1 protein-coding gene is annotated in these 1,517 nt (G+C 42.3%); it reads right to left on the bottom strand.

What is annotated here, in order from left to right; genetic code table 11:
* A partial coding sequence (locus tag ACHBGV_RS10230) for a MucBP domain-containing protein (protein WP_394736275.1) occupies positions 1-1,419 on the bottom strand: 1,419 nt, incomplete at its 3' end.
* Positions 1,420-1,517: the final 98 nt, after the last annotated feature.

The raw sequence follows: 1,517 nt of genomic DNA, 5'->3' as shown, positions 1-1,517 counted from the left end.
AACTGTACCTGTTTCAGAACCAATTGTCTTAGATGGGATCAAGACATAACGTGAACCATCTTCTGTAACAATCTCAGCTGGTTTGTTATCAGTTGTGTTGTACTCAGTACCTGGTTTTTGATTTGTTTCATCGTTAACTGGGTCTTTGATGACTGTACCGTCTGCAAGTGTATAGTTAACCACAACATTACCAGCTTTTTCGTAAACGTAGGTTACTTCTGTAGTACCTTCTACGACTGTGCCAGTTTCTTTGGCTGCATCTTCAGGTTTGATTTCTTTATAGTAGTAAACATCGCCAGTAGCATCTTCAACGATTTTCTCTGGAACTTGGTCTTTTGTTGAGTAGTCAGTACCTACAAGAGCATCATTTGTGTCTACAACAGGAGTTGCGATGACTTTGCCGTCTGTGTTTACATAGTTAACGACAACATCTCCGTACTTAGGATTTGGAGTGTAGTAAACAACTTCGTTGATGTCCGCATCTGTCGCAGCTACTGTCTTAGGAATAACTGTTTCAGACATTGGCGCATCTACACCCTCAAGGGTTGTACGAGTTGCTGTGTAGTCTGTGATAGCTGGAATTTGGTTTCCGCTAAGTGTGTCCGTTGTATCTGCTGCCCAGTCACCGTAAGTCACTTCACCAGTTACAAGGTTTACTTGAGCTGGACGAGTGAAGGTTACTGTTTCAGTCTTAACAAGTGGTGTACCTTCTGTAGAGTCTTTTGGCAAAATGTTGCCGGATGCATCTACACGAACTGGTGTACCATCTTCATACTTGTATTCAACTGTACGAGTTACTTCTTGAGTTGTTTCCAAGTTTTGGACAGTTGCTGGCCATACTGGTGAGTTTGGATCTGTTGGATCGACTGGTTCACCTGGTACAGCAGTCTTAGGAACGTCAACGACACGTGGCTTAATCACAACAAGGAATTCTTGCTTAACAGCTGTATCGTAATCGTAGTCTTGACCAGCGGCTGTTGTGAAGTTGTCAGATACAAGCTCATAACCCAATTTCCTATACTTGTTAATGGTATCTTCTGTTGAGTAAGTGATGTCTGTACCTGGGTTACCTGTTAAAGTACCTGAATCTTCTAAGAAGTCTGTCGCTCCTTCAACTTGGTAGCGGATGATCGCTTCTTGGATAACTGGACGGTACCAGTGAGTTGTTTCCGTTACAATGTTTGGTTGGTTTTGAAGGGTGATAGGAATAGATGTCCCCTTATAAGTTGTTGTACGATCAGTACCGTCAGCCTGGTCATTTGTTTCTGTACCATCTCCCTTAACGTTATACTCGATACGGAGTTGTCTAGTTGAACCTACGGCACCTAAACCAATACGGGCAAATGACAATTCTTCTGCCGCTGCATTTTCCTTGAAGGTGATTTGGTAGTATTGAGCAGTACTTGTCAACTTGCTCAAATCCATTTGATCTGCAGAGGTTGTAGCGTTACAATTGATGTGAGACTTATAGAAGTCAAAAAGAAGATTCCTTGATATGATAAGAGTACCACCACTCA

It is taken from the genome of Streptococcus sp. A34 (assembly GCF_043674115.1).
Classification (GTDB): Bacteria; Bacillota; Bacilli; order Lactobacillales; family Streptococcaceae; genus Streptococcus; species Streptococcus suis_V.
This window is presented reverse-complemented; position numbering and strand designations above follow the sequence as displayed.